This is a genomic window from Streptomyces sp. CA189 (assembly GCF_056428985.1).
The window spans coordinates 1-20,867 of record NZ_JBWJVM010000015.1 but is presented as its reverse complement, the minus strand read 5'-3'; the positions used below and the strand labels follow the sequence as shown (position 1 = coordinate 20,867).

The 20,867-nt window shown below is 70.4% G+C and carries 20 protein-coding genes and 2 pseudogenes; 13 read left to right on the top strand and 9 right to left on the bottom strand.

The genetic code is table 11. The features are described from left to right. Positions 1–99: 99 nt before the first annotated feature. A complete protein-coding gene (locus AC061S_RS14800; RefSeq protein ID WP_478686393.1) occupies positions 100–1,458 on the bottom strand; it encodes a M64 family metallopeptidase in 1,359 nt (452 codons plus the stop codon). 139 nt (positions 1,459–1,597) lie between these two features. Here AC061S_RS14800 and AC061S_RS14795 point away from each other — a divergent pair, with 139 nt between their 5' ends. Further along, positions 1,598–2,950, top strand: a complete 1,353-nt coding sequence (locus AC061S_RS14795; protein ID WP_478686392.1) for a tetratricopeptide repeat protein — start codon at positions 1,598–1,600, stop codon at positions 2,948–2,950. 372 nt (positions 2,951–3,322) lie between these two features. On the opposite strand, the gene AC061S_RS14790 is transcribed toward AC061S_RS14795, so the two are convergent. Next, a complete protein-coding gene (locus AC061S_RS14790) occupies positions 3,323–3,460 on the bottom strand; it encodes a hypothetical protein (RefSeq protein ID WP_478686391.1) in 138 nt (45 codons plus the stop codon). Here AC061S_RS14790 and AC061S_RS14785 point away from each other — a divergent pair. Together AC061S_RS14785 and AC061S_RS14780 are read left to right on the top strand one after the other, a co-directional pair. Then, positions 3,406–3,844: pseudogene (locus AC061S_RS14785) on the top strand (transposase); the annotation flags it as partial. The gene AC061S_RS14790 and the pseudogene AC061S_RS14785 overlap by 55 nt on opposite strands. Further along, entirely contained in the window at positions 3,828–4,151 is a 324-nt protein-coding gene (locus AC061S_RS14780) for a hypothetical protein (protein WP_478686390.1), read from the top strand. The pseudogene AC061S_RS14785 and the gene AC061S_RS14780, both read left to right, overlap by 17 nt. Here the strand turns inward: AC061S_RS14780 and AC061S_RS14775 are convergent. Continuing rightward, positions 4,125–4,946: pseudogene (locus AC061S_RS14775) on the bottom strand (IS5 family transposase); the annotation flags it as partial. The gene AC061S_RS14780 and the pseudogene AC061S_RS14775 overlap by 27 nt on opposite strands. Positions 4,947–5,042: 96 nt before the next feature. Beyond that, entirely contained in the window at positions 5,043–5,288 is a 246-nt protein-coding gene (locus AC061S_RS14770) for a hypothetical protein (protein WP_478686389.1), read from the bottom strand. On the opposite strand from AC061S_RS14770, the gene AC061S_RS14765 reads away from it, so the two are divergent. Further along, entirely contained in the window at positions 5,287–5,499 is a 213-nt protein-coding gene (locus tag AC061S_RS14765; protein WP_478686388.1) for a hypothetical protein, read from the top strand. The genes AC061S_RS14770 and AC061S_RS14765 overlap by 2 nt on opposite strands. A 78-nt stretch (positions 5,500–5,577) precedes the next feature. Here the strand turns inward: AC061S_RS14765 and AC061S_RS14760 are convergent, their stop codons facing one another. Beyond that, positions 5,578–6,177 (bottom strand): hypothetical protein, encoded by a 600-nt coding sequence (locus AC061S_RS14760; protein ID WP_478686387.1) that lies wholly within the window; start codon positions 6,175–6,177, stop codon positions 5,578–5,580. A gap of 169 nt (positions 6,178–6,346) precedes the next feature. On the opposite strand from AC061S_RS14760, the gene AC061S_RS14755 reads away from it, so the two are divergent. Then, on the top strand, positions 6,347–6,970 hold the full coding sequence (locus tag AC061S_RS14755; protein ID WP_478686386.1) for a TetR/AcrR family transcriptional regulator: 624 nt from the start codon (positions 6,347–6,349) through the stop codon (positions 6,968–6,970). Between the two features lie 91 nt (positions 6,971–7,061). Here AC061S_RS14755 and AC061S_RS14750 read toward each other — a convergent pair whose 3' ends face one another. Then, a complete protein-coding gene (locus AC061S_RS14750) occupies positions 7,062–7,586 on the bottom strand; it encodes a GNAT family N-acetyltransferase (RefSeq protein ID WP_478686385.1) in 525 nt (174 codons plus the stop codon). Between the two features lie 151 nt (positions 7,587–7,737). Here AC061S_RS14750 and AC061S_RS14745 point away from each other — a divergent pair, with 151 nt between their 5' ends. After that, positions 7,738–8,388 carry a helix-turn-helix transcriptional regulator gene (locus tag AC061S_RS14745; protein ID WP_478686384.1) on the top strand — a complete coding sequence of 217 codons (651 nt, stop codon included), beginning with the start codon at positions 7,738–7,740 and terminating at the stop codon, positions 8,386–8,388. Between the two features lie 8 nt (positions 8,389–8,396). Here the strand turns inward: AC061S_RS14745 and AC061S_RS14740 are convergent, their stop codons facing one another. Continuing rightward, positions 8,397–8,609 (bottom strand): tautomerase family protein, encoded by a 213-nt coding sequence (locus tag AC061S_RS14740; RefSeq protein WP_385378144.1) that lies wholly within the window; start codon positions 8,607–8,609, stop codon positions 8,397–8,399. Positions 8,610–8,674: 65 nt separating this feature from the next. Continuing rightward, positions 8,675–9,457, bottom strand: coding sequence for an SDR family NAD(P)-dependent oxidoreductase (locus AC061S_RS14735; RefSeq protein ID WP_478686383.1), 783 nt, complete (start codon positions 9,455–9,457; stop codon positions 8,675–8,677). A 122-nt stretch (positions 9,458–9,579) separates the two neighbouring features. Here AC061S_RS14735 and AC061S_RS14730 point away from each other — a divergent pair, with 122 nt between their 5' ends. From AC061S_RS14730 to AC061S_RS14720, 3 genes are all read left to right on the top strand, one after another. Next, positions 9,580–10,488 (top strand): LysR family transcriptional regulator, encoded by a 909-nt coding sequence (locus AC061S_RS14730; RefSeq protein ID WP_478686382.1) that lies wholly within the window; start codon positions 9,580–9,582, stop codon positions 10,486–10,488. A 392-nt stretch (positions 10,489–10,880) separates the two neighbouring features. Then, entirely contained in the window at positions 10,881–12,413 is a 1,533-nt protein-coding gene (locus tag AC061S_RS14725) for a cellulase family glycosylhydrolase (RefSeq protein WP_478686381.1), read from the top strand. A 16-nt stretch (positions 12,414–12,429) separates the two neighbouring features. After that, positions 12,430–14,214 (top strand): glycoside hydrolase family 6 protein, encoded by a 1,785-nt coding sequence (locus AC061S_RS14720; RefSeq protein WP_478686380.1) that lies wholly within the window; start codon positions 12,430–12,432, stop codon positions 14,212–14,214. Positions 14,215–14,349: 135 nt separating this feature from the next. Here AC061S_RS14720 and AC061S_RS14715 read toward each other — a convergent pair whose 3' ends face one another. Then, a complete protein-coding gene (locus AC061S_RS14715) occupies positions 14,350–15,402 on the bottom strand; it encodes a LacI family DNA-binding transcriptional regulator (RefSeq protein ID WP_478686379.1) in 1,053 nt (350 codons plus the stop codon). Positions 15,403–15,849: 447 nt separating this feature from the next. Between AC061S_RS14715 and AC061S_RS14710 the strand changes: the two genes are divergently transcribed. The 4 genes from AC061S_RS14710 (at position 15,850) to AC061S_RS14695 (ending at position 20,752) form a co-directional block, all read left to right on the top strand. Further along, positions 15,850–17,217: an ABC transporter substrate-binding protein gene (locus AC061S_RS14710; RefSeq protein ID WP_478686378.1), complete on the top strand. Its 1,368-nt coding sequence runs from the start codon at positions 15,850–15,852 to the stop codon at positions 17,215–17,217. Positions 17,218–17,350: 133 nt separating this feature from the next. Further along, positions 17,351–18,313 carry a carbohydrate ABC transporter permease gene (locus AC061S_RS14705; RefSeq protein WP_478686377.1) on the top strand — a complete coding sequence of 321 codons (963 nt, stop codon included), beginning with the start codon at positions 17,351–17,353 and terminating at the stop codon, positions 18,311–18,313. A 4-nt stretch (positions 18,314–18,317) separates the two neighbouring features. Next, positions 18,318–19,265 (top strand): carbohydrate ABC transporter permease, encoded by a 948-nt coding sequence (locus AC061S_RS14700; RefSeq protein ID WP_478686376.1) that lies wholly within the window; start codon positions 18,318–18,320, stop codon positions 19,263–19,265. Between the two features lie 50 nt (positions 19,266–19,315). Continuing rightward, positions 19,316–20,752: a GH1 family beta-glucosidase gene (locus AC061S_RS14695; RefSeq protein WP_478686375.1), complete on the top strand. Its 1,437-nt coding sequence runs from the start codon at positions 19,316–19,318 to the stop codon at positions 20,750–20,752. The last annotated feature ends 115 nt before the right edge of the window (positions 20,753–20,867 follow it).

Genomic DNA, 20,867 nt, shown 5'->3' with positions numbered 1-20,867 from the left:
TGGCCTGGGAAGCTGCCTGGCGTCAGCTGGACGTGGGTCCGGCACACGCATTGTCGGAGGCGGCTGGCAGCATCGCCGCCATGATCCAAACGAAGGACCCTACCGGCGGACGTTCCAGTCGACGGTGGAGCGCAGGGTGCGGGCGATCTCCGGGTCGCGGACCGAGGGGGTCCGGTCCTCGGCGGTGACCGACAGGGTGTGGGCGCGGAGGTCGGGGAGCCGCAGCTCCGCGACGGTGACGTCGGTCCGGCCCGCCAGCCGCTTCACCTCGCGGCCGTCGAGGTACCAGCGGACCAGGAGCTGGCGGCCGTCGCCGCCGGTGAGCCGGGGCACGGCAGCCTTCACGGTCTGCGGGGTCCGCAGGGTGCGGTCCGTCGGGGTGAGCGGGGTGACGGTCCTCGCGTGCTGGTAGAAGCCGGCGATCATCGCCTCGACGCCGGGGAGGTTGAAGGGTTTACCCAGGACCCGCATCAGCGAGTTGTCGGTGGGGCGGTGGATCCCGGTGACGAAGTAGCCGCCGCCCTCGTACGCGCCGACGGTGCCGCCGTCCGGGGAGGGTTCGCCCAGCCAGCGGTGCCACTTGGCCCGCTGCCGGGCCATCCGGTCGGCGGACAGTTTGGAGGTGTTGGAGTCGGCGGGCTCGGGCCCGGCGTACTTCTCGTAGTCCGGGACTCCGGGGTAGAAGTACTCGTCGGCGAGTTTGCCGAGCGAGTGGCCGGTCTCGTGGATGGCGACCTGGCCGGACTTGGCGTTGTCCGCCGAGGCGGTGGAGATGCCCTCGTAGCCGAGGGTGGCGCTGGGCTCGTTGTAGCCGGCGCCGCCGTACTTGGCGCTGTTGGCCAGGACCACGACCAGGTCGGCTTCGGGTGCCTTGGCCACGTAAGCGTCGACCTTCGGCTGGTCTATGCACAGGAGCCGCTCGATCTCCTCGCACCAGAAGTACGCACCGAGGGCCGTGTCGCGGACGGCGGTCCGGTCGGGGTCGCCGGAGACGCCGGACTCCTGGGAGACGGCGTCGACCGTCCAGACGTTGAAGAGGTTCCGGTAGGTGGCGTACGGCTCCACGGCCGTCACCTCGGCCCATTTCGCCTGGGCGTCGGTGTGGAACTTCGCCAGTTCGGCCGCCGTGTACCCGTCGCCGATGAAGACCACGTCCAGCCGGTCCCCGGTGGGGCCGTTGTCGACGAGCTTGACGACCTCGCCGTCCGCCGCCCGCTCCGCCTCGGAGAGCCGGGCGCCCGTCCCGCCCGACCGGCCGGCGTGCGCGGGGACGCGGGCGTGGCCCGATCCGGCGTCACCTCCCCGCTCCGGCCCCGGGATCTCCACCACCAGCCGGGGCACGACCGGAGCGTCGGCCGCGCGGACGGGCCCGGCGGCGAGCAGCGCGGCGGTCGCGCAGGCCGCCGCGACGGCAGCCCGCAGGACCGCCCGGGCGGCCGGGTGTCTGGCGTGGTGCATGAAGTCCTCCTGCGGTGAAGGGAGTTAAGTAGATGCGTAAGCGCATTGAATCGGTTGCTTAAATTAGGCGGCGCACGACGGGTGCGCAATGCCCTGCTCCCCCTGAATACTGGGGAGTTCGAGCAACCAGGGGGATCTCATGGACGAACCGGCTGAAATCGGCCGCAGGGTTCAGCGCATGCGCACCGAACTCGGCCTGACACAGCGCAAGTTGGCGGAACCCTCGTACACCCCGGCCTATATCTCGACGCTGGAGTCGGGCAAGGTGCGCCCCTCGGAGGCCGCGCTCCGCTTCCTCGCCGGGCGGCTCGGCACCTCCTACGAGGAACTGGCCACCGGACGCCCCGCCGGGCTGGCCACCGAGCTGCGCCTCGCCCTCACCGACGCCCAGCAGATCCTGGCCTCCGGCGCGGCGGGCGAGGCCGCCGTCCACTACCGGCGCCTGCTCGCGGAAGCGGAGGACCTCGGGCTCACCGACGAGCGGGTCGGTGCGCTGCTCGGACTCGGCGATTGCGCCCTGGAGACGGGCGAACTCCCTTACGCCATCGGGTACTTCGAGTCCGCCGAACGGCTGCTGGCCGACGAGCCGCTCCCCCGCCGCGCCCGCCCGATCCGCGGCCGCGCCGTGGCGCACCTGCTCGCCGGGGAACTGCGCTACGCCTGCTACCTGCTCGAATCGACCATCGACGAGCTGGGCACGAGCGGACTGGCCGACCCCGAGGCGCTGCTCCTGCTCTACGCCGCGGTCATCGGGCCGTACATCGACATGGGCGCCCACGCCCGGGCCGCGCACGCCGCCGAACTCGCCCTGGCGCTGGCCCCCCGGGTCACCGACCCGGCCCTGGTGGCGGGCATGCACCGGCAGGTCGCGCGGACGTTCCTGACGGAGGGGCGCGTGGCCGACGCCGACGCCTCCCTGGCCAAGGCCCAGGCTATCTACGGGCAGCTACAGCTGCGGACCGATCTGGCGCACTGCCACTGGATGCGCGGCTACGTACAGGCCCAGAACGGGGACCTCGCCTCCGCCGAGCGGGAACTGCGGACGGCCCGGGACATGCTCTCGGCCGGGCGGGCGGCCCTGTACACCGCCCAGGTGGAGGTCGAGCTGGCGGACGTACTGCGCCGGCTCGGCCGGTACGAGGAGGCCGCCGGGCTCCTCTCGGCGCTGCTGGCCCTCGGAGACAGCCACGGCGCCGTCCACGCGGGCGGGGCGCACCGGCTCCTCGGCCTCATGGCCGAGGAGCGCGGGGCGCACGAATCCGCCGAGGAGCACTACGTACAGGCCCTGGCCCTGCTGGAGCGCAGCGGGGCGACGGGCGACCTCGCGGACCTGTGCCGGCTCCTGGGTGATCTGCTGCGCCGGGCCGGCCGCACCGAGGCGGCGCTGGACGCCTACCGCACGGGCCTGGGCCACCGGGCGGCTCCCGGCACCACCACCCTGGGCCCCGCGCCCGGCGTGCCGGTGTTCCCGCACCGTCCGGCCGCGCGGTAGCGGGCCGGCGGCGGGGGCAGGCGGCAGGCGGCAGGCGGCAGGCGGCAGGAACCTGTCCGGCCGATCATGTGACTACTCCGCACCGAGGTCCTTGATGTGGACATGGGGCGGGGAGATGTGACAGACGCCGAGTGGGAACGGTTGCGGCCGTTCCTGCCTGAGCGCTCGTCACACCAGGTCACCGGGCAGACTGGGCATCCGGCACACGATCCCGGAGAAGATCGACAGCAAAGCCGCCCGCCTCCACAAAGGGTCACGTGGCGGACAGCCGCCGGGCTTCGACGAAGAGCGGTACAAGAAGCGCGACACCGTCGAGCGGGCCATCACCATCTGGCTCCGAACTTGACCGGCCGACTGAGGTTGGTAAGGGTTTCACGGGAGGGTGAAGCGCCAGTTGTACACGCGGAAGACCCGGCCCTCGTACGCAGCGTTCCCGCCCATGGCTGTCCAGCGGCGGTGGCGTGCGGGGAGGGCAGTGTCCGGTTCGGGGCCGCCGAGGTGAGTCGTCATCTCCGAGGCATGGTCCCGCTGCGCGAACCCTGTCCATCGGAATCTCCGGGGCGAACCTCCACGACAGCCAGACCTCCAGCCTCTGGTCCGCGGTATCCCGCCGATCCGGTCCCACCGCGGACCCCGTCGCCGCCGACCCATCGCATCGCCCGCAAGGGGATCGAGCCGTCGAACCGGCTCGGCCGGCACCGATGGGTCGTGGAGCGGACGGTGTCCTGGCTCGCAGGCTGCCGTCGCTTACACCGGCGCTACGAACGCCAGGCCGAACACTTCCTGGCGTTCGCAGGCATCGCTGCAGTCCACATCTGCTTCCGCCGCTTGAAGATGAACGTCAAACCAGTTCAACGGCTGTTGCAAGATGGTTCAGATGAGCGAATCGACTGAGCAGGTGCAGACCGCGGAACGCCTCTGGGAGGAACACCGCCACGAACCCTTCCCCGACAGCCTCCGACGCGCCACGTTCGGGGATACACACGTGTGGCTACTCGAATTGGACGTCGTCGGCTGCGTTCTGCGTTGGCTCGACAACGGCGGCACTCTCGACTCGAAGAACAGCATCCTCCTGCAGAGCCGCATCGATGACCTGCACCGAGTCATCCCAGAGTTCGACGACCTCGCAGCAATCCAGTACTGTCAGCGGTTGCACCAACTCGCCGTGCTCGTCTCAACAAGCACACCCAGCACCAAATGAGCCGTCCTCTCTGAGACGCCTCAAGCAGATGATGCTGCAGGCGAGTTGAAGCAGGCCTTGGTGGAGGTCAGCGTGTATCTCGTAGCGGATACGCAGGCGCTTGAACTGGTGGAGCCAGGCGAAGGTCCGCTCGACCACCCAGCGGGTCTTGCCCAGGCTTGAGCCGTGGGCGACGCCGCGACGGGCGATGACCGGCTTGATCCCGCGCTCCACAGCAGGCGGCGGTACTTGTCGAAGTCGTAGCCCCGGTCGGCGAACAGTCGGCGTGGCCGTGTGCGTGGGCGTCCGCGCAGGCCCCGGATCGGTGGGATCGCGTCCAGAAGCGGTAGGAACTGTGTGACGTCGTGTCGATTGCCGCCGGTCAGCGTGCCGGCGAGCGGGGTTCCGTGGCGGTCGACGATGAGGTGGTGCTTGCTGCCCGGCTTTCCCCGGTCGACCGGGGAAGGTCTGGTGTGCGCCCCCCTCTGAGCGCCCGGACGTGTGAGCCGTCGATCGCCGAGTCGTCCATTTCCAGGAGACCCACGGCTCGCAGCTCGGCGAGAAGGACCTCGTGCAAGCGGTGCCAGACCAGACGCCGTCCTCAGTCCAGTCCCGGAACCGACGCCAGGCGGTCACCCCTGAACAGCCGGCGACCTGGATGGGCACATCCCGCCAGGCCACGCCCTTGCGTAGTACGTAGAGACGATGCCGGCCAATGCGGTGCGGTCCGATATCGACAGTCGGCCGGGGGCGATGGCGTCGGGGAGGCCGGGCTGCGAGGAGCGGAGCTATGCGTTCCCAGAGATCGTCGGGAACAAGGTCGCAGACACGTAGGAGAGTCTGCCCGACGCATTGTCAGATGCCGGCCGAGATGCCGGTGTCGATGCGACTAGGGTCAGCGGCCGGTCGGGTTCAGCGCCAGCCACCGTGGCGAGGTTCAACGTGCTCGCCGAACGGTTGGTCGAACGCCTGCCCGTCGTCGTCGATCACGGCATAGTCCGGTTCGGTCTTCGAGGCGGCTGCGTGCAACCGGATGACGAGGTCAGCGACAGGGACGACGCGTAGCGACAGTGCCGCGGCCACCTGGGCAGCTTCGTTGTCGATGTCCGGGTTGTGCTTGTCACGGGACCGTTCAAGGTGTTGAGCGGAGATCTGCATGACCTCCACATCGCCACCGCCCGAGGAGGAGAGGCAGTCCCGCCACTCCAGCCCGATGATGATCTCCAATGCCCGCCAGGTCATCGGCGAGCAGCCCGCCCTCCCCTTCGGAACTCGCGTACACCACCGGCCGGCAGCCGTTCTGCTCAGCGCACAGGAAGTACGCCCCACCAGCGGACTCCCCGGCGATCACTTCCAGCGGCGCACCTGAGGTGAGCCTGAAGCCATCGCCATAGTGCTTCCGGTGGATGTCGAAGCCGAACGATGACCGCAGCAGCAGATCTCTGCCTCATTGCCACGGTCGGCTCCCCGCCCTGCGGGCCGACGCGGCCAGCCAGTCGTGGCGGATCAGGCTGCTGAAGGGTTCGATCAGCAGCCAGTAGGGGCGGAACCGGCGCGCGGACGCCTGGTCGGTCCCGTAGACCCTGGTTTCGGTGTGCAGGTGTGTCCCGGTGCCCTGGCGCGCGACCGAGAAGGCCATCAGTCCCTTGATGTGCCCCGGCTCGTCGAATTCCAGGTACGCGTCGGGCGTCAGCGTGAGCCACTTCTGTCGCAGGGACCAGGGTTGTCCCACGAAGCCGACGACGAGGTCCCCGCCCGGGTCGTCCTGGAGCCGGAAGGCGCCCACCCCCTTGTACAGCCCGTCGACGACGGGCGCGTCGCGGTGCAGGTACCGCTCCTTGTCGGGGGACGTGAGGCGGGCCGGAATGCTGCGCACGAAGACCAGCGGCCTGAGTGCGTACATCTCCGCGGGCTGCACCTCGCGCACCGCCCGCGCGACCACCCCGGGTTCGGCCGGCACGCTCCGGCCGTGGTGGGTGCGCCACTGGTACTGCGGCAGCCAGCTGTCACAACTCGCCATCTTCGGATCTGTCCTGTGACTGCGCATGAGGTCGCCTCTCGTTCCTTCCCTCGATGAGATCCGCGCTCGACCGCTCCGAATGCACTCGGCGAAGTGTTCTCTCGTCCCACGTGGCGGTGTATGCGGGCACCGGGAGGGCGTCCGGCCACAGTTACGATACCCGAGTTCCGGAACTTGGGTATCGTAAACTTGCGTCATGCCGAACCCGAACCCGAACCCGCGACTGGGGCGCCCCAGGGACAGTCAGATCGACAGCGCCGCGCTCCGAGCCGCGCGCGAACTACTCGCGGAGGCCGGCTACGCCGGGGTGACCATGGACGCGCTCGCCGCCCGTGCAGGTGTGGGCAAGGCGGCCATCTACCGCAGGTTCGGCTCCAAGGCGGAGCTGCTCTTCGCCTCGGCCGTGCACGGCATGGACATCGAGCCGCCGCCGGACACCGGCTCCCTGCGCGGCGATGTCCGCGCGATGGCGGGCCTCATCCTTGAGCGCCTCTCGACGCCCGCGGCCCGGATGCTGGCTCCCGCGCTCATGGTCGAGATGTCCCGCGACCCCTCGCTGGTCGCCCGCTTCCAGGACACCTTCATCGTCCAGGAGCGGCGCGACCTCACGGTGATACTGGAGCGCGCCGAGAAGCGGGGGGAACTGCCGGGGCCGCAGGAGCCGACGGTGGCTCATCTGCTGCTGGGCGGCCCGCTGTTCCTCGCCCTGTTCGCCTTCCACCTACCGGTGGACGAAACCCTGCTCGACGAGCTCGCGTCGGTGATCGCCGCCGGGCTCATCGCCCGCGCCCGCGGGGCTGCAGGCTCCCCCAGAGCCTGAGGATCCCGCCGGCCTCGCCATGTCCAAGACCTACTGGCGGACGCTCCTAACAAGTGGGCGCGCGGTCATCACATGATCGATCGGACGCCCGCTAGAGGTCGATCCAGTAGCGCCGCTTCGGGCCGATCAGGGTCTCGCGGACGTCTTCCAGTACGCCGCCGTTGCCCTCGATCGTCCGGATCGAGGCCTGGTTGCCGGGGTCGCAGGTCAACAGCACCCGGTCCATCCCCAGCAGCCGGGCCTCGTGCTTGACCTCGCCCAGCGCCCAGGTGGCCAGGCCGAGGCGGCGGGCCGAGGGGCGCACGCTGTAGCCGATGTGGCCTCCCGCATCGAGCAGGAATCCGTTCAGGTAGTGCCTCAGGTCGATGGCGCCCAGGTACTCGTCCCCCTCGGCGATCCACCAGTACGTGGCGTGGACGCGCCCGTGCTCGAGCGGCACCGAGCGGTCCCCGTACCGGCGCAGCCGCTCCGTCCAGGCGGCGAAGCCCTCCGGCGTGTCCACGTCGTCGTCGGAACCGAGTCCCGCTCCGTCCATGTGGGCGTCGGGCCCCCACTCCTCCTGCGCGGCGAGCCAGGAGGCGTACAGACGGGGGGTGGGCGTGATCAGCTCGGGCATGATCGGACGATAACAGTCCGCGAAATCCGGCCCCGGCCGGGCCTGGGGACGTACGGGCCGTACGGCATTCCGGACGACCGCGGAGGGCCTGGGCGACGGCGGTCGGGGCTTCCCTCCCTTTTACCCGATGGGCATCGATTACATTTGGGCCATGACCGAAATGCCCCGTGATGTGGATGCCCAGCGCGTCCACCAGGCCTTGGCCGTACCGTCCCGCCGACGGCTGATGACCCTGCTGCGGGAGGCGGACGGCCTGCTGGGCGTGGACGACCTGACCGCCGCCACGGGGCTCTCGGTCGCCACCGTCCGCCACCATCTGGCCGCTCTGGCCGAGGCGGGCCTGGTCACGGCCACCGCCTCGGCCGGGCCGGGCCGGGGCCGCCCCCGACTGCGGTACGCGGCAGCCCGGCCCGATCCCCGGGAGGACCCGTCCGACACCCCCTTCCGGGAGCTCGCCCAGGCCCTGGTCGAGGCCGTCGGGGGCGGCCCGGGCGCCTCCCGCGAAGCCGGCCTCGGTTGGGGGCGCCGGCTGGCCGGGAGCGGACCGGCGGCGGAGCAGGTGTTCGCCGCGGCCGCCCGGATGGGCTTCGCCCCCCGGGACGCACCGGGGCCCGACCCCGACACCCGGCGGGTACTGCTGCACGAGTGCCCGTACCGGGAACTGGCCCGGACCCGGCCCGAGGTCGTGTGCGCAGTCCACCAAGGCGTCCTGGACGGACTGCTGGAGGCCGGCGGAACCACGGTGCGGCTACTGCCCTTCATCGGCCCGGACCTGTGCGCGGCGGACCTGCGCACGGCCTGAACCGAGGGTCAGTCGCGGGGACGGTTGCGGCGGCGGTACTCGTCCGTCGGGACGCCGCCCACACCCCAGTCCTCGAGGGCGACCTCGTCGATGAGGACGAACGTGGTCGCCGGGTCCTTGTCCAGGACCTTGACCAGCAGGTCGGTGATGCCTGCGATAAGCTCGGCTTTCTGCGACGCGGTGGCGCCTTCGCGGGTGATCTTGACGTTGACGTACGGCACGGGGATTCCTCTTCTCGTGGTGGGGACGGGCAAGAGCAGGGAGCAGGGAGCAGGGAGCAGGAACGTCAGATGCGACGGCCGGTTACGTGGCCGCCGTCCACGCGCAGGGCGTGGCCGGTCACGAACCCGGCGCCCGCGAGGTAGAGCACGGCGTCGGAGATCTCTGCGACCTCGCCGACCCGGTCCTGCAGGGCGAGACCGCCGTAGGAGTCCACGTCGGCGCCCGCGTGCAGGGGGGTGCGGATGATGCCCGGCGCGACCAGGTTGACGCTGATCCCGTCGACCGCGAGCTCGGCCGCGAGGCTCGTCGTCAGCGCGTGCACACCGGCCTTGCTCACCACGGGCGCGGTCGCGGGGAAGCCTGCCAGCGCGTGGTCCACCAGGACGGTGCCGATGTTGACGATGCTGCCGCCCTCGCCCTGGGTGCGCAGGGCCCGCACGACCGCCTGCGTGGTGAGGTAGGTGCCCTTGAGGTTCCCCGTCAGGTAGCCGTCGAGCTCCTCTTCCGTCACCTCCGTGAAGGGCTTCGGCTCGAAGGTGCCGGCGTTGTTGACCAGGACGTCGATCCGGCCGAAACGCTCCAGCGCCGTACGGACGAGCGCTTCGCCGGTCTCCGGAGCGGCGGTGCTGCCCGCGACGCAGGCGGTGCGTTCGGGATGCCCGAGGCCGGCCGCGGCCTTGGCGAGGCGGTCGGGGTCGCGTCCGTTGAGGACGACGTTCGAGCCGGCCGCCAGGAAGGCGCGGGCGATGTCCAGACCCATGCCGCTGGAGGATCCGGTGACGATGGCCGTGCTCGTGGCCGTGGTCGTGGCCGCGGTCGTGGTCGTGTCGGTACGGGTGACGGTCATGTTGGCTCTTGCCTTTTTTCGGGGAGGGCGGCCGGGGAGTCCCACCGGCCGACACCAGAAAGCTATGAGCCCGCAACCCATAACACCACGACCGAAATTGGAGCGTGTGATAATCCAGGGTTATGGATGTGGATCTGCGTGACCTGGAACTCCTCGACGCCACCGCGGAGGCCGGCTCCCTGACCGCGGCCGCCGCGCGGCTCTACGTCAGCCAGCCCGCCCTCAGCCAGCGGCTGACCCGCCTGGAGGCCCGGCTCGGCATGCCCCTCTTCGACCGCAAGGGCCGCCGCCTGATCCCCAACGCCGCGGGCCGCCGACTGCTGGTCGCCGCCCACCACGTCCTCGGCGAACTCGAATCGGCCTCCCGCGACTTGCGCGAGCTGCGCGACGGGCGCGATCGGCGCGTCCGGTTCACCGCGCAGTGCAGCACCACCTTCCCCTGGCTGCCGCCGGTCCTGCGCGCTTTCCGCGAGCGGGAGCCGGACATCGACGTACGGATCGAGACGGTCGCCGACGACGCGCCGATCCCGGCGCTGCTGGCCGACCTGGTCGACGTGGCGCTGGTGACCAAGCCGGACCTGCAGATGGACCGGGTGTCCCTGACCAGGCTGTTCGACGACGAGATGATGGCGGTGGTGCCCGCCGGACACCCGTGGGCCTCCCGCGCGCACCTGACCGCCCGCGACTTCGACGGCGCGGACCTGGTCCTCTACGACTTCTACGATCAGAAGCGCATCCCGTCGATGCCGCTGCCGATCCCGCCCGGCGCCCGGCCCGCCCGCATCACCACCATGCCGGTGGTGACCGACCTGGTGGTCGAGATGGTGGCGGGCGGGCAAGGCGTGACGGTACTGCCGAACTGGGTCGCCGCCCCGTACGTCACCTCGCACGGCCTCGCCCTGGTCCGCATCGGCGCGAAGCCGCTGACCCGGACCTGGTTCTGCGCGACGCGGACCGGCCCGCGCGCGCCCCACCTGGAGACGTTCGTCGAGGAACTCGTCGCCCGCCTCGAAGCGCCCCGAGTGGGCTGACGGGGCCAGGCAAGATCCGAAAGAGGCCCTAGGGCCTGTCGTCAAACTCCCGTCTGCCACGCACCAGACGCCGTGTGGCCGCCCTTCGGGCGACGACGGGATGTTGACGACAGGCCCTAGACCGGCATGGGGACGGGCCTCCTCTCGGCTCGGTGATGAAGGCGTACAGGGCGGACGGGCGCAAGCTATGAACCAGTGGGAGCGCTCCCACTGTGCAGACGGGACTGAACGCCGTCAAGGTCCGTGAAGAGTCGAAGCCGTTCCCACGGCAATTTCGTCAACTCCTCTTTTGCTTGGAGTCAGTTGCAGCTACGGTCTGGCCCCAACCAGTGGGAGCGACTCCGTCAGTCGGCGCGCCGTCAGAAGCGTGCCCTCGCTGCAAGGACTCGCTCATGCGACACCCCCCACGTACGTCCGTGCTGCTCACAACGGCAGCACTCGCGATGGCGAGCTGTGCGCTCGCCGTCATGGGTACGGCCGCAGGAGCCGCGGCCTCCCCCTCCTGCACGGTGGCGTACTCGGTCGCCGGCCAATGGGCCGGCGGATTCCAGGGTTCGGTCACCGTCACCAACAACAGCTCCGCGCTGAACGGCTGGAGCCTCGGCTTCGACTTCCCGGCCGGTCAGACCGTCGGTCAGGGCTGGGGCGCCAAGTGGTCCCAGGCCGGATCGGCCGTCACCGCCGTGAACGAGAGCTGGAACGCCGCGCTCGGCACCGGCGCGAGCCTGACGACCGGTTTCATCGCCTCGTGGTCGGGCGCCAATACGGCGCCCAGCACCTTCACGCTCAACGGAGCCGCCTGCACCACTGACTCCGGACCCGGACCCACTCCGACTCCCACTCCGACTCCGACCGTCCCCACACCCACGCCCACGCCCACGGGCCCGACACCCACACCCACCGACCCGACCTCCGGGGCGCCCGAACTGAGCGTCACCGGCAACCGCCTCACCGACCGGAACGGTGCCACCCGCCGCCTCCTCGGCGTCAACCGCTCCGGGGCCGAGTACATGTGCGTCCAGGGCCACGGCATCTTCGACGGTCCCGTCGACGACGCCTCGGTGCGCGCCATAGCCGACTGGAAGGCCAACACCGTCCGCATTCCCCTCAACGAGGAGTGCTGGCTCGGCCTCGACAACATCAAGCCCGAGTACCGGGGCGTGAATTACGTCAACGCCGTCAAGGGCCTGGTCGGCCGGGTCCTCGCGCACGGCATGACCCCGGTCGTCGAACTGCACTGGACGTACGGCCAGTACACCGGAAACTCCTCCGGGTGTGCCGACGTCCACGCCTCCTGCCAGAAGCCGATGCCGGACGCCCAGTACACCCCGGCGTTCTGGACCTCGGTGGCAGACACCTTCAAGAGCGACCGGCGGGTCGTCTTCGACCTGTTCAACGAGCCCTATCCGGACCGGGCCACCTCCACCACCGCCCAGGCGTGGACCTGCTGGCGCGACGGCGGGACCTGTCCGGGCATCGGCTACGAGGTCGCCGGCATGCAGGACCTGGTGGACGCCGTCCGCGCGACCGGCGCCCGCAATCTCGTACTGGTCCCCGGCATCGCCTACTCCAACGACCTGAGCCAGTGGCTCGCCCACTCCCCCACCGACCCGACCGGCAATCTGGCCGCGGCCTGGCACGTCTACAACTTCAACACCTGTTCCAGCGAGTCGTGTTGGGACGCCACTCTCGACCCGGTCGCCGCCCGGGTCCCCCTCGTGGCGGGCGAGATCGGCGAGAACACCTGCGCACACGCGTTCATCGACCGCGTCATGAAGTGGTTCGACGACCGCTCCCTCTCGTACCTCGGCTGGACCTGGAACACCTGGAACTGCACTTCCGGTCCGGCCCTGATCACCTCGTACGACGGCACCCCCACCGCATTCGGCACCGGGTTGCGCGACCACCTGCGCGCCCTGAACTGAAAGGAAATCCACGAAGATGAGCCGCACAGAACTGCGTACGACTCCCCGTTCCGCTCCCCGTACCACTTCCCGTACGACCAGGCGCACCGCCCTGCTGGCGGCCCTCAGCCTCGTCACCGCCGCCGGCGCGACCGCCACCGTGTTCGGCACCTCGGCGGGCGCCGCCACCGCGGGCTGCAAGGTCGAGTACCAGATCACGAACCAGTGGAACACCGGATTCGGCGCCAACGTGATCGTCACCAACACCGGTGACCCGGTCGCCTCCTGGACCCTGGAGTGGTCCTACGCGAACGGTCAGCAGGTCACCCAGGGCTGGAACGCCACGATCAGCCAGTCCGGGGCGGCCGTGACCGCCAAGAGCCTCTCGTACAACGGGAATCTGGCCACGGGCGGTTCGACCTCCTTCGGGTTCAACGGTGCGCACGGCGGCACGAACGCCGTGCCCGCGACGTTCAAGCTCAACGGCGTCGCCTGCAACGGCGCGACCGACCCGACCCAGCCGCCGACCACTCCCCCGACGACACCGCCCACCACCCCGCCGCCGTCGGGCGGCAAGGCCGACAACCCGTACGCCGGCGCCAAGGTGTACGTGAACCCCGAGTGGTCCGCCAAGGCCGCCGCCGAGCCCGGCGGCACCAAGGTGTCGAACCAGCCCACCGGTGTCTGGCTGGACCGCACCGCCGCCATCGCCGGTACGGGCGGCTCGATGGGGCTGCGCGCCCACCTGGACGCGGCGCTGGCGCAGAAGGGCAGCGGCGAGCTCGTCGTCCAGCTCGTGATCTACAACCTGCCCGGCCGGGACTGCGCCGCGCTCGCCTCCAACGGCGAACTGGGCCCGACCGAGATCGACAGGTACAAGACGCAGTACATCGACCCGATCGCCGCCATCCTCGCCGACACCAAGTACGCGGGGCTGCGGATCGTCACCACCGTCGAGATCGACTCGCTGCCCAACCTGGTCACCAACGTCTCGGGACGCCCGACGGCCACGGCCAACTGCGACGTGATGAAGGCCAACGGCAACTACGTCAAGGGCGTCGGCTACGCGCTGAACAAGCTGGGCTCGATCGCCAACGTCTACAACTACGTGGACGCGGGCCACCACGGCTGGCTCGGCTGGGACGACAACTTCGGCGCCTCCGCGGACATGTTCAGGCAGGCGGCGACGGCCGAGGGTTCCACGCCCTCCAAGGTGCACGGCTTCATCGTGAACACGGCCAACTACAGCGCCCTGAAGGAGGATTACTTCAAGATCGAGGACTCCGTCAACGGCACCTCCGTACGCCAGTCGAAGTGGGTCGACTGGAACCGGTACACGGACGAGCTCTCGTACGCCCAGGCCATGCGGAGCAAGCTGGTCTCCCTGGGCTTCGACGCCAACCTCGGCATGCTGATCGACACCTCCCGCAACGGCTGGGGCGGCACGGCGCGGCCGACCGGACCCGGCGCGTCGACGAGCGTGGACACCTACGTCAACGGCGGCCGCTACGACCGGCGCATCCATCTCGGCAACTGGTGCAACCAGTCGGGTGCCGGCCTCGGCGAACGACCGCAGGCCGCTCCGGCTGCGGGCATCGACGCCTACGTGTGGATCAAGCCGCCGGGCGAGTCGGACGGGGCGAGCAAGGAGATCCCGAACGACGAGGGCAAGGGCTTCGACCGGATGTGCGACCCGACGTACACCGGCAACGCGCGCAACGGCAACAGCATGTCGGGGTCCCTCCCGAACGCGCCGCTGTCGGGCCAGTGGTTCTCGGCCCAGTTCCAGGAGCTCCTGAAGAACGCCCACCCGGCGCTGTGACGCACCGCCGGTGAGCCGGCCACCCCGCCCCATGGGCCGGGGCCGTACGGAAACCTCTGGTTTCCGTACGGACCCGGCCGCGGCGCGCTCAGCGGGAATCGGCCTCGGGGGAATCGGCCGCGGGCGGCTTCGGCCTCAGGAGGAATCCCGCACGATCAGTTCCGTCGGGAGGACCCTGCGCGGCTCCTCGACCTTTTCCTCCGCCCGCGCGGATCCCGCTCCGGACGCCTCCGCGATCTTCTGGAGCAGCAGCCGGGTCATCGTGCGGCCCATCTCCTCGATCGGCTGGCGCACGCTCGTCAGGGGCGGGTCCATCAGGCGGGCCACCGCGGAGTCGTCGACCCCGACGAGGGCCACGTCCTCGGGGATCCGCCGTCCGGCCTCGCGCAGCACCCCGCGCGCGCCGGCCGCCATCACGTCGGAGGCGGCGAAGACCGCGTCCAGGCCGGGGGCGCGCTCCAGGAGCTCGCGCATCGCCAGCCGGCCGCCCTCCTCGGTGAAGTCCGCGGTCGCCACCAGCGACTCGTCCGGCCGGAACCCGGCCTCCGCGAGCCCCGCGCGGTAGCCGCCCAGACGCGCCCGGGCCACGTACATGTCGAGCGGCCCGCTGATGGTCGCGATCCTGCTCCGGCCCCGCCCCACCAGGTGGGCGACGGCCGCCCGTCCCGCGCCGATGTTGTCGGAGTCCACGTAGGCGACGGGTTCGGCCTCGGTGCGCCGCCCGTTCATGACGACCGGCAGCCCCATCCGTGCGATCCGGTCCGGCAGCGGGTCGTCGCCGTGGACGGACGCCAGCAGTACGCCGTCGACCCGCTGGGCGGCCAGGTAGTGCTCGAACCGCCGCCGCTCGGCCTCGGTGCGCACCAGGGTGAGCAGCAACTGCTTGTCGGATTCGGACAGTTCGGCACTGACCCCGCGGATCAGGTCGAGGAAGTACGGCTCCGAGAACAGCCTGGCCTCGGTCTCCGGGATGACGAGGGCGACCGCGTCGGTCCGGCTCCCGGCCAGCGCTCTGGCCGCCTGATTGGGTACGTACCCCAGCTCGGCGACGGCACGGGCGACGGCGTCCCTTGCCTGCTCGCTCACCCGCGGCGAGCCGTTGATCACCCGGGAGACCGTGCCCCGGCCGACACCGGCCAGGGCCGCGACCTCTTCCAGGGTGGGTCTGCCGTTCTGCCGTCCGCTCACGATTCTCGAACTCCCCTCGTGCGCTCTCGCGCTCCGGGCCGGTGCGTGCCGGGCCGGTCGCGGCTGATCAGGTAAGAAGCGGATCCCGCCCCCATTCTCACGCGGAACACGTTACGCCGGTCCGACGTACCGAAGACCGGATGGGAGCGCTCCCACACTACTCATGATCTCGCCTCGATGCCACGACCGCGTTCACAACCCGACCGGGCCGCGCCGGGAAGCGGGGCGCGAGCGGCGCCGAACACCTTCGCGTCACGAAATCGCGTTCACGTCTTGACACCCGCACCCGCCAAGCAGCAACCTTCCGGCAACGACGTGGGAGCGCTCCCACTCTGCGATGCGAGAACGGCCTTCACATCAGGTCCGGGCAGGGCCCTCGCCGAGCCGCGAACAGCCCGCCGGACCCCCTGGCGCACAACGAGCACCACCTTGGACGAGGAGAGTGGCATGCGCACTTCCAGCAGCAGACACGGACGCGGACGCCGCACCGCGATCAACGCGGTCGCCGCGATCGCCGTCGTGGCGACCGGTACGGCCCTGCTCACCGGCTGCGGCAGCAACGGCGACAACGGCAAGGGCAAGGGCGACGGCGCGGCCGGCGGCGAGCAGATCACCCTGCGGATCGGAACCTTCGGCTCCTTCGGCTACGACAACGCCACCGGGGCCAAGCTGTACGCCGAGTACGAGAAGGCCCACCCCAACATCAAGATCGAAGAGTCGAACGTCGCCGACGGCCAGAAGTACTGGGACACCCTCAAGCTGCGCCTCTCCCGCGACAGCGGTCTCGCGGACATCCAGGCCCTGGAGGTGGGCTACATCGCGGAGGCGACCGGTCCGGCCATGGCGGACAAGTGGACGGACTTGGGCAAGACGGGCGGTGCGGACCTCGGCGCGTTCCTCGACTGGAAGGTCAAGCAGGCCACCACGGGCGATGGCAAGGTGATCGGCCTCGGCACGGACATCGGCCCGATGGCCATCTGCTACAACAAGGACCTCTTCGCCCAGGCCAAGCTCCCGACCGATCGCACCGAGGTCGCCAAGCTCTGGGCGGGCGACTGGGCGAAGTTCATCCAGGCCGGTGAGACGTACAAGAAGAGCGCCCCGGCCGGAACCTCCTTCCACGACTCCGCCAGCGGCCTGTTCAACGCGGTGATCTCCAGCCAGCCCGTGCAGTACGCCAGCACCAAGGGCGAGCTGGACTACGAGAACAGCCCCGGCGTGAAGAAGGCGTGGGACACCGCAGTGGCGGCGGCTAATGGCGAACTGACGGGCAAGCTGCGCCAGTTCGACGAGAAGGGCACCTGGAACGCGGCTTTCAAGAATGCGAAGTTCGCCACCGTCGCCTGCCCCAGCTGGATGACGGGCATCATCAAGGACCAGGCGGGCCCGGAGAACCAGGGGAAGTGGGACATCGCCGCGCCGCCCGTGGCCGGCAACTGGGGCGGCTCGTTCCTCGCCGTGCCGAAGTCGGGCAAGCACGCCAAGGAGGCGGCCGAGCTCGCCGCCTGGCTCACCGCACCGGCGCAGCACGCCAAGGTCTTCGGCGTGAACGGCAACATCCCCTCCACCAAGGACACGCTCACCTCCACGGCCGTCCAGAACGCCACGTTGCCGTACTTCGGTGACACCCCGGTCGGCAGGATCTACTCGGAGGCCGCGGCCGGCATCACGCCCGCCCCCATCAGCCGCTGGGACGGCCAGGTGAAGACGTTCCTCACCGACAACGGCATCCTCGACATCGAGCAGCGCGGCACCGACCCGGCGGAGGCCTGGGAGAACGTCAAGAAGCTGGTCGACGACAAGATCGATCAGTAGCGGGAGCCGCGCGCGCCCCGTCGCGCCGCCTGCGGGCGGCGGGCCGCCGCCGGCCACACCTCCCGTACCCAGCCAGCCGTACCCACCCTCCCGTACGCACCTCCCGTACGCACCCACCCGGAAGGACGCCCCCGTGGCCACCTCCGTACGGGCGACGAGTGGCGGCTCCCCGCCGCCCGCCGGCCTGCGCAGCACGCTCTACCGCCTGGATCTGAAGGCGGTCCCCTACGTCTTCGTCGCCCCCTTCTTCCTCACCTTCGCGGCCTTCGGGCTCTTCCCCCTGATCTACACCGGCTGGCTCTCGCTCCACCGGGTCGAACTCGGCGGCAGCACGCAGTGGAAAGGGCTGGAGAACTACGGTTCCCTGGCGACCAGCGAGTTCTTCTGGAACGCGCTGGCCAACACCTTCACCATCGGCGTGATCTCCACCGTTCCCCAGCTGCTGATGGCCCTCGGCCTCGCGCACCTGCTCAACTACCGGCTCCGCGGCCGGGGTTTCTTCCGCGTCGCGGTCCTCGCCCCGTACGCCACCTCGATCGCGGCGGCGACGCTCGTCTTCGCCCAGCTCTTCAACACCGACTACGGGCTGATCAACACGGCCCTGGGCTGGGCCGGCTTCGACCCGGTCGCCTGGGAGTCCTCCAAGTGGCCCGCGCAGATCGCGATTTCGACGATCGTGATCTGGCGGTGGACGGGCTACAACGCGCTCATCTACCTCGCGGCGATGCAGTCCGTACCGCAGGACCTCTACGAGGCCGCCGCGCTGGACGGGGCCTCGCGCCTGCGCCAGTTCCTCAGCGTCACCATCCCCTCCATCCGGCCGACGATCCTCTTCACGGTCGTCGTCTCCACCATCGGTGCCACCCAGCTCTTCGGCGAGCCGATGCTCTACGGCGGCAGCGTCGGCATCAGCGGGGGCAGCGGGAACCAGTTCCAGACGCTGAGCCTGCTCATGTACGAGAAGGGCTGGGTGACCGGCGCGCTGGGCCAGGCCTCCGCCATCGCGTGGGTCATGCTGCTGCTCCTCCTGCTCATCGGCGTCGTCCGGACGCTGATCACCCGCTCGAACCACCAGCGCAAGAAGTCGGGGAGCTGAGCTCATGGCCCGCACGGTCGACACGCCCACGCCCACACCCACGCCTGTTCCCACCGCCACGACCACGCCCGGGGACGCGCCCACCACCCCGGCGCCGCGCCCCAGGCTGCTGCGCCAGTCGGCAGGCCGTCAGCACCACGCGGGACCGCTGACGTACGTCCTCCTCGGCCTGGCCGCCCTCGTCTCCCTCTTCCCCCTGTACTGGAACCTCGTAGCCGCCTCCCACACGGGCGAGCGCGTGGTCGAGGCCCCGGCCCCGCTCCTGCCCGGCCCCCGGCTCTTCGACAACCTCGCCTTCGCCTGGAACCAGGTCGACATGGGCGAAGCACTGGTCAACACGACCGTCGTAGCCGGGCTCGTGGCCCTGTCCACCGTCTTGTTCTCCACCCTGGCCGGCTTCGCCTTCGCCAAGCTGCCCTTCAAGGGGCGGGGCGCCCTGCTGGCACTGGTGGTGGCGACCATGACGATTCCGCCGCAGCTCAGCGTGATCCCGCTCTATCAGATCATCACCGATCTCGGCTGGGTCGATCAGCTCCAGTCGGTCGTCCTGCCCTCGCTGGTCGCCGCCTTCGGCGTCTTCTTCATGCGCCAGTACCTCATCGAGGCGTTGCCGGTGGAGCTGGTGGAGGCGGCCAGGATGGACGGTGCGCACAGCCTGCGCATCATCTGGCACGTGGTCTTCCCGGTGGCCCGGCCCGCCATGGCGGTCCTCGGGATGCTCGTCTTCGTCCAGGCCTGGAACGACTTCTTCTGGCCGTTCATCGCGCTGACCCCGGACGGGAATCCGACCCTCCAGGTCGCCCTGGCCGGCCTCGGCGCGGGCAACCACACGGTCGACCAGGCCGTCGTGCTGACCGGCGCGCTCATATCCACGCTGCCGCTGCTCTTGGTCTTCGCCGTGCTCGGCAAGCACATCGTGGGCGGCATCACCGCCGGCGCCGTCAAGAACTGACTCGTCATCCGGCACCACTTCATCCACACCTGCGTTGGGAGCGCTCTCCTATGACCGCGTCCGAGACCCGGCCACTCACCGCCGTCCGCTCTTTCCCGTCCGGCTTCCTGTGGGGCACGGCCACCGCCGCGTACCAGATCGAGGGGGCCGCCCACGAGGACGGGCGGACCCCGTCCATCTGGGACACCTTCGCGCACACCCCGGGCAAGGTCTTCGAAGGCCATACCGGCGACGTGGCGGTGGACCACTACCACCGCTTCCCCGAGGACGTTCGGCTGATGTCCGAACTCGGCCTGGGGGCCTACCGGTTCTCCGTCTCCTGGTCCCGCGTCCAGCCGACCGGCCGGGGACCGGCCGTGCAGAAGGGCCTCGACTTCTACCGCAAGCTGGTCGACGAGCTGCTCGCCGCCGACGTCACCCCCGCCCTCACCCTCTACCACTGGGACCTCCCCCAGGACCTGGAGGACGCGGGGGGCTGGCCGGAGCGCTCCACCGCCGAGCGCTTCGCCACGTACGCGGGCCTGGTGGCCGACGCCCTCGGAGACCGGGTGAAGCACTGGATCACCCTCAACGAACCCTGGTGCAGCGCGTTCCTCGGCTACGCCTCCGGCGTGCACGCCCCGGGCCGGACCGACCCGGTCGCCGCCCTGCGCGCGGCCCACCACCTCAACCTCGGGCACGGCCTCGCCGTACAGGCCCTGCGGGCGGCGCTGCCCGGGGACGGGCAGGTCGCGGTCTCCCTCAACCTCCACGAGGTGCGCCCGCTGACCCGCTCGGCCGAGGACCGGGAGGCGGCCCGGCGCATCGACGCCGTCGGGAACCGGATCTGGCTGGGCCCGATGCTGGAGGGCGCCTACCCCGAGGACCTGCTCGCGGACACCGCGCGCCTGACCGACTGGTCCTTCGTCCGGGACGGCGACACCGCGACGGTCCACCAGCCCCTGGACCTGCTCGCCGTGAACTACTACACCCCGACGGTCGTCTCGCAGGCGGTGGAGGGCGAGGGAGTGCCGCAGGACGACGGGCACGGCAACAGCGAGCACTCGCCGTGGCCCGGCGCGGAGGGCGTGGCGTTCCACCGGGCGCCGGGTGAGCGGACGGCCATGGGCTGGCCGGTCGACGCGAGCGCCCTGTACGACCTGCTGACCCGGACCGCCGCCCGGTACCCCGGGCTGCCGCTCGTGGTCAGCGAGAACGGCGCGGCGTACGAGGACGAGGTCGGTCCGGACGGCACGGTGCACGATCCGCACCGCGCCGCCTACATCCACGCCCACCTCGACGCCGTGCACCGGGCGATCGCCGACGGGGCGGACGTGCGCGGCTACTTCCTCTGGTCGCTGCTCGACAACTTCGAGTGGTCGTACGGGTACGCCAAGCGGTTCGGTGCGATCCACGTCGACTACGAGACCCTGAAGCGCACACCCAAATCGAGCGCGCGCTGGTACGCCCGCGTGGCGCGGACGGGTGAGCTGCGCCCTCCGGCTTAGGTCGTCTCTTTCGGATCTTGCCGGTCAGGCCCGCGTCGTCCGGTGCCGTGCCTCGCCGCGCTGCCGGGGCCCCCGCGTACTGGACGTACTCGGGTGCCCCGGCCGAGCGGCGAGG

Excerpts from the sequence above, each read along its gene's own strand:
- AC061S_RS14750 (WP_478686385.1), bottom strand. The coding sequence starts at position 7,586 with ATGCCCGAGCTGATCACGCCCACCCCCCGTCTGTACGCCTCCTGGCTC.
- AC061S_RS14710 (WP_478686378.1), top strand. The coding sequence starts at position 15,850 with ATGCGCACTTCCAGCAGCAGACACGGACGCGGACGCCGCACCGCGATC.
- AC061S_RS14725 (WP_478686381.1), top strand. The coding sequence starts at position 10,881 with ATGCGACACCCCCCACGTACGTCCGTGCTGCTCACAACGGCAGCACTC.
- AC061S_RS14695 (WP_478686375.1), top strand. The coding sequence starts at position 19,316 with ATGACCGCGTCCGAGACCCGGCCACTCACCGCCGTCCGCTCTTTCCCG.
- AC061S_RS14765 (WP_478686388.1), top strand. The coding sequence starts at position 5,287 with ATGACCTCCACATCGCCACCGCCCGAGGAGGAGAGGCAGTCCCGCCAC.
- AC061S_RS14760 (WP_478686387.1), bottom strand. The coding sequence starts at position 6,177 with ATGCGCAGTCACAGGACAGATCCGAAGATGGCGAGTTGTGACAGCTGG.
- AC061S_RS14730 (WP_478686382.1), top strand. The coding sequence starts at position 9,580 with ATGGATGTGGATCTGCGTGACCTGGAACTCCTCGACGCCACCGCGGAG.
- AC061S_RS14800 (WP_478686393.1), bottom strand. The coding sequence starts at position 1,458 with ATGCACCACGCCAGACACCCGGCCGCCCGGGCGGTCCTGCGGGCTGCC.
- AC061S_RS14735 (WP_478686383.1), bottom strand. The coding sequence starts at position 9,457 with ATGACCGTCACCCGTACCGACACGACCACGACCGCGGCCACGACCACG.
- AC061S_RS14720 (WP_478686380.1), top strand. The coding sequence starts at position 12,430 with ATGAGCCGCACAGAACTGCGTACGACTCCCCGTTCCGCTCCCCGTACC.
- AC061S_RS14795 (WP_478686392.1), top strand. The coding sequence starts at position 1,598 with ATGGACGAACCGGCTGAAATCGGCCGCAGGGTTCAGCGCATGCGCACC.
- AC061S_RS14700 (WP_478686376.1), top strand. The coding sequence starts at position 18,318 with ATGGCCCGCACGGTCGACACGCCCACGCCCACACCCACGCCTGTTCCC.
- AC061S_RS14755 (WP_478686386.1), top strand. The coding sequence starts at position 6,347 with ATGCCGAACCCGAACCCGAACCCGCGACTGGGGCGCCCCAGGGACAGT.
- AC061S_RS14790 (WP_478686391.1), bottom strand. The coding sequence starts at position 3,460 with ATGACGACTCACCTCGGCGGCCCCGAACCGGACACTGCCCTCCCCGCA.
- AC061S_RS14745 (WP_478686384.1), top strand. The coding sequence starts at position 7,738 with ATGACCGAAATGCCCCGTGATGTGGATGCCCAGCGCGTCCACCAGGCC.
- AC061S_RS14780 (WP_478686390.1), top strand. The coding sequence starts at position 3,828 with ATGAGCGAATCGACTGAGCAGGTGCAGACCGCGGAACGCCTCTGGGAG.
- AC061S_RS14770 (WP_478686389.1), bottom strand. The coding sequence starts at position 5,288 with ATGCAGATCTCCGCTCAACACCTTGAACGGTCCCGTGACAAGCACAAC.